This is a genomic window from Paraburkholderia mimosarum LMG 23256 = NBRC 106338, from assembly GCF_000739815.1.
GTDB lineage: Bacteria > Pseudomonadota > Gammaproteobacteria > Burkholderiales > Burkholderiaceae > Paraburkholderia > Paraburkholderia mimosarum.
Window position 1 is genome coordinate 1 of record NZ_BBJJ01000167.1, and the last position, 4,919, is coordinate 4,919.

The 4,919-nt window shown below is 56.7% G+C and carries 4 protein-coding genes and 3 pseudogenes; 6 read left to right on the plus strand and 1 reads right to left on the minus strand.

The genetic code is table 11. The features are described 5' to 3' along the window. From BMI01S_RS35885 to BMI01S_RS43630, 3 genes and pseudogenes are all read left to right on the plus strand, one after another. A partial coding sequence (locus BMI01S_RS35885) for a DDE-type integrase/transposase/recombinase (protein WP_042292757.1) occupies positions 1 to 323 on the plus strand: 323 nt, incomplete at its 5' end. Positions 324 to 501: 178 nt separating this feature from the next. Beyond that, positions 502 to 1,255 (plus strand): annotated as a pseudogene (locus BMI01S_RS35890) (Xaa-Pro dipeptidyl-peptidase); the annotation flags it as partial. Positions 1,256 to 1,388: 133 nt separating this feature from the next. Then, positions 1,389 to 2,467: pseudogene (locus BMI01S_RS43630) on the plus strand (ISAs1 family transposase). Between the two features lie 95 nt (positions 2,468 to 2,562). Here the strand turns inward: BMI01S_RS43630 and BMI01S_RS44355 are convergent. Continuing rightward, the gene (locus BMI01S_RS44355) at positions 2,563 to 2,877 is read right to left on the minus strand and encodes a hypothetical protein (protein ID WP_154671530.1); all 315 of its coding nucleotides are present in this window, start codon (positions 2,875 to 2,877) and stop codon (positions 2,563 to 2,565) included. Here BMI01S_RS44355 and BMI01S_RS35905 point away from each other — a divergent pair. From BMI01S_RS35905 to BMI01S_RS41605, 3 genes and pseudogenes are all read left to right on the plus strand, one after another. After that, a complete protein-coding gene (locus BMI01S_RS35905) occupies positions 2,866 to 4,332 on the plus strand; it encodes a S10 family serine carboxypeptidase-like protein (protein ID WP_238328191.1) in 1,467 nt (488 codons plus the stop codon). The genes BMI01S_RS44355 and BMI01S_RS35905 overlap by 12 nt on opposite strands. A gap of 13 nt (positions 4,333 to 4,345) precedes the next feature. Then, entirely contained in the window at positions 4,346 to 4,747 is a 402-nt protein-coding gene (locus tag BMI01S_RS35910; protein ID WP_028215532.1) for a hypothetical protein, read from the plus strand. A 33-nt stretch (positions 4,748 to 4,780) separates the two neighbouring features. Then, positions 4,781 to 4,864: pseudogene (locus BMI01S_RS41605) on the plus strand (IS6 family transposase); the annotation flags it as partial. Positions 4,865 to 4,919 lie beyond the last annotated feature (55 nt).

Here is a 4,919-nt window from a genome sequence, read left to right on the forward strand (position 1 = left end):
AAGCTGGCCTCATGATGTTGCGCTTCTACACAACCCGCAGCATCTTTGCAATACCCCCATCCGGACAAAGCCATGGCTTGCTGCCTGAGGACACGAAGATCCGATCCTCGAAATATCTCAATAATCTGGTCGAGCAGGGCCACCGCAACATCAAGTCCCGGACGAAAGTCATGCTCGGCTTCAAACGTTTCAGGAACGCAGCGATCACGCTCTCTGGTATCGAGTTGGTACATCGCATTCGCAAGGGCCAATTCAGCCTCGCGAAGCTCGGCCTCAAAGATACCACTGCGCCCGCAGTCTGGGAGGCCGTCCTGCCTGCTTGATGAGGTATCCTCTAGATAACAACAATCTCGTACAGACCGCCTATTTGCACCAGAGCCACGCCCACCACGGGCTTCAATGACTCTTAGTGTTGGAATCAATATATTTGACGCTTTTTTTCTGGCATTTGCACAGAGAACCACGTAACCTCCCGTCATTGTCGCCGGGCAGTACGATGGCGACGCACTGTACAGGAGCAAGAGGCCCGTCCAACTTTGGTTGCACAGCCGCGATCACGATGACCCTGCGTGGCAGAAGCAGATCCTGATGTGGTATTCGCGCGTAAATAATGCGTCGAGAAACACCTATGTGCGCGAGACGCCGTCGGGCGATATCCCAGCCGGCGTTACGTCCAATCCAGCGCAGAACGACACGAGTAACACGCTGATCGGCCATTGCCACTCGGGCCACTGCTCGCGAGACTGCATTCCGACGGGCGAACTGTTCATCAACGAATACACTTGGCCGACGACGGTCGACACATCGTATCACCTCCGCGACAACGGCTGCGCGGACGGTGTGCTGATACAGGGCAAGACGGACGAGACGCAGATGGGGCCGGTGGATTTCAGCAACACAAGGACGCTTCCTATGAGACGCCGCCCGATCCGCGTGATGATGCGCGGCCGGTTCGTTCCGTCGGTGACCGACATCAAGGTCACGCCGTCGGTGGTACGACGTAACGTATGGCTGGGCGAATCCGCGTTTCTACTAGGGCCTCGACGTCGCACAGTCGGTTGCCCCGGGCACCGACTATGACTTCTCGCTGAAGATGACGCCGCGCGACTTCACGGTATTGCCGGGTAGCAAGGTCAAGTTGACGCTTGCAGGCTATCAGCGCACCGCGCTCGTCACGCTGGACTTGGCGCATACCCCACTCGAGAGGCCAATGGTGCCGAATGCGCGCGTGGCGGCCGTGACGGTGGCTAAGTAGCGGAGGCGTCGCAGTGTTACAGCCCCCCCCCATCCGCAAGGCAGGGCTGTTAACTTCTGCTGCGCCGTGTTAACGTCGCCCCTTCGAAACGAGGGGCAAAACGTAGATGATGTTTGGTGGCGTATTTTCGGAATTGCGGGACGTTCGTCGCGCGCACGGCAAACGCTATGCGCTGGAGCCGTTGCTTTGTGCGATTGTGATGTCAATCCTGTCCGGATCCGCGTCGTTGAGGAAAATGCAGGTGTTTATCGAGGAGCAACTGCCGAACCTGAATCGGCTGTTCGGGACAAGCTGGCGCAAGGCCCCGTGCTGGGTGGCGATTCGGGAATTTCTGCTGGGTCTCGACGAGCAGGAGTTGGAGCGCGCGTTTCGTGAGCATGCGAACCGGCAGGTGTCCCCGCCACCCGGCAGGCAATTCATTGCTATCGATGGCAAGGCATTGCGGGGAAGTGCAGATCGAGTGAAAGACACTGCAGCCCGGCAATTGGTTTCAGCTTTCGATCATGATAGCCTCATCGTGCTGGGTCACATCGAAGTGGATGACAAGTCCAACGAAATACCGGCTGCACAGGCGTTGATCGAGTCATTCGGATTGTCGGGGCGAGTTTTTACCGTGGACGCGCTGCACTGCCAAAAAAAACGCTAGCGTTGGCGTTGGAGAAGAAGGCCGACGCGGTAGTACAGGTAAAGGGCAACCAGCCGGCATTGCTCGAAGCCTGTACAAGCCTGCCGCAATATCGCGCCGCTTCGCAATGCGACGTGCAGCATGACAAGGGCCACGGACGTATCGAAACGCGTACCGTGCATACCTTTGACGTACCGCCGCACTGGATGCCAGACGAATGGCAAGCGCTGGTATGCCAGGTCGCAAGGATTGAGCGGATATCCGAGCGCAAAACCCGCGATGGCTGGGTACGCGCCGCCGAGACGGCGTGGTGGGTCAGCACAACACCGTTGAGCGCGCCCGATTTCCAGCGTGCCATTCGAGGGCATTGGTCCGTCGAGAACCAGAATCACTACGTGCGCGACGTAACGTTCCACGAAGATGCTTGCCGGACCCGAAACAAGCCCGTCGTTAGCGCGCGCCTTCGCTCCATCGCATTGAACTGCCTACGCGCTGCGAACGTTCAGAACATCTCCGTTGAGCTGCACCGGCACGCGATGAACTTTGAACGATTGCGTAAGTGCGCTCGTGGGAATACGAGAACCTGACAGCCCTGATCCGCAAGGTGGCACGGAGCCGGTCCGACCAGGCGGCAGATATACTGAAACCACCTGGCCTGACCCGGTCATGATGCTTTGCAATATCACCTGTTGAACCCATTGACAATCACGAGGATCCAATCGATGACCGGAAGGATAGCAATCTGGCCCGCGATCGCGGCACTCGCTGCCGTGACGTTGGTCGCCTGCGGCGGTGACGACCCGACGCCTACCCAAGCGACCCCGTCCGCACCTGTCACGTCACCGCCAAACACCGGGGTGGCGGAATCAGAACAGAACACGTTCCTGAAAATCGCTCCGACCGATAAGGTACTGAACGACGTTAACGTATACGATACGACGAAGGATGGTTCGATTTCACTGTCGAAGACGATGAGGATTCTTCCGTGAAAAGGCATACGATCGCCATCAACGGAAAGGCACTGCCGTATATCGCGCGCGCTGGACACTTGGTCGCCTATCGCCAAAGCGAGACCGGCACGAAGGCGGAGGCAGCGATCTTCTATACAGCATATACGCGGGATGCGCTGCCCAAGGAGAATCGGCCGGTCACGTTTCTGTGGAACGGCGGTCCTGGGTCAGCCTCGATCTGGCTGCACCTGGGATCCTGGGGACCGAAACGGCTCAGGTCCGATGCGCCGAATATGACCAATTCCACCGAGCAGCCCGATAGCTTCCCGTTTGAGGACAATGCAATTTCGCTGCTCGACCAGTCGGACATCGTCTTTGTTGACCCGCCGGGCACGGGTCTTTCCACGGCGATTGCACCACTCAAGAATGGCGATTTATGGGGAACCGACGATGACGCCCAAGTGGTCGCGGACTTCATTACGAGCTATACGAACAAATACAATCGGCAGAGTTCGCCGAAGTACCTGTACGGCGAATCCTATGGTGGCATCCGCACGCCGATCGTCGCCAATCTTCTGGAGCAGGCTGGTACCAGCAGTTACGTGCCAGATCCGTCTGGAAAGCCAGCCAAGGTCTTGGCTGGATTCAGCCTCAACTCGCCGCTCGTTGATTACAATTCCAATTGTGACAAGATGAACGGCCGAGAGACATGCGAAGGATATATCCCCTCCTACGCGATGACAGCCGATTACTTCAAGAAATCCGTGAAGCGCGGTACGCAAACACAACAGCAGTATCTCGACGAGCTGCGGACGTTGGCAAAAGCAACATTCCAGACCACATTCAACACATACTTCGATGCAAACGGCAAGGCGAACAGCCAATGGAATGCGTACGCGGCAAGCACTGCGGGCCAAGCGCTCCTGAGCCGGATAGCGGACTATACTGGTATTCCCGCATCGACCTGGAAAAGCTCGTTTAACTACACGCCTGAACCGTTCCGCGGCGCGCTGGTTTCGGGCTACACCCTCGGGCGCTACGATGCGCGTATGAAAGTGCCGACCGCGAATAGCTTTGCGGCGGACGACTACATCAACATGGCCTTTCTTAACCAGCTCAAGACGTATTTACCCGATTTCGTCAACTATAAGACCCAATCGAGCTACGAGCCACTGAATAGCGCGACAGCCATAAACTGGAAATGGAAGCGAACAGGAAGTAAATACTACTACCCACAGCGCATCACTGATATTCAAGCAGTCCTGACGGCCAACCCTGATGCCAAACTGCTTATTCTCCACGGTTACGAAGATATCGCAACGCCAGGTTTCCAGACCGAACTTGATCTTGAGGGAGTGAACCTGAGTGACCGCATCCCAGTCAAATGGTTCGAGGGTGGGCACATGATCTACAACACGGAGATAGCACGCTTACCCCTCAAACAGGTGATCGACAGTTATTACCAGTCGCCGGCACGTGTCGCGGACGGCTCGTTACTTTAATGGTACGACAGCTATGAAATTCTTGGCCTACTTTGCTTCTAGCATGGCCGCAACTATTGTTGCAATGTCGTGCATCGGAGCGGCGTTTGCCTATGATGACTTGCCCAGCCCTCCGCCACCGCCGGAGGGCTGGGTTCAGCCACCCAAGCAATCGGAAAACTCTGTAACACAGGACGTGGAAGATCAGATCATTCAGCGCTTCACCGCTGCCACCGGTGGTGACCCCAACGGGATATTGTCGCAACAACAGGCCAAAGTTGCTGGCTGGGGACTCGTTAGTGACCATTTTTCGGAGATTGATCGCGCTGGCACAGGATATGTCCGGCTCGACGACGTGCGGCGGTTCATGTCTGAGCGAACGCCGCAACACATAATGCGCATGAAGAACTTATCGAAACTGAATCAGCGACCGTGATGTGCGATGGATATGGCGGAGAACCTGATTGCTACCGTGGCCATCGACAAAAGCGGCTCCAATCTGGCCGCACTGGATGCGGTGAATGCCGATCGCGAGACGCCGATCATGGTCCGTTAGATCAAGTACCTGAACAACATTGTCGAACAGGACCATCGGGCTATCAAACGCC